The organism is Pseudomonas lurida, from assembly GCF_013522705.1.
GTDB lineage: Bacteria > Pseudomonadota > Gammaproteobacteria > Pseudomonadales > Pseudomonadaceae > Aquipseudomonas > Aquipseudomonas quebecensis.
The window spans coordinates 1-484 of the sequence record NZ_JAAMRE010000086.1 but is presented as its reverse complement, the minus strand read 5'-3'; the positions used below and the strand labels follow the sequence as shown (position 1 = coordinate 484).

Here is a 484-nt window from a genome sequence, read left to right as displayed (position 1 = left end):
GGCCGTTGAGGTCGTAGGTGTACGCGGTGCGTTGGCCGTCGAAGCCGGTTTCCTGCCGGATCAGGCCGTTGGGGTGGTAGTCGAGTTGGTAGGTTTCGCCGACTTCGTTTTCGATTTCGGTCAGCAACAACCGCACGTTGTCGTAGCGGTAGTTGACCTGAGTGCCATCGGCGTTGAGGCGGCGGCTGATCAGGTGCAGGCCGTCGGCGTAGTCGTAGCGGGTGACGTGGCCGAGTTCGTCGCGTTCGGCGGTGATTTTTCCGTAGGGGTTGTAGCTGTATTCCCGACACGCCCCACCGGGCAGCACCACGCGAACCAATCGACCCACGCTGTCCCACTGATACTGGGTCAGCGCGCCGAACTCATCCTCGCGCGCCACCTCGCGGCCCAGGTCGTCATAGCGATAGCGCTTGATCCCGCCATTGGGCAGTTGCTCCTCAATGAGCTGACCGCGTTCATTCCACACCAGCCGATGGCAGCTGTG

The 484-nt window shown here is 62.4% G+C and carries 1 pseudogene; it reads right to left on the bottom strand.

Going from position 1 to position 484, the window contains the following annotated elements:
- A pseudogene (locus tag G7025_RS26615) lies at positions 1-484 on the bottom strand (RHS repeat protein); the annotation flags it as partial.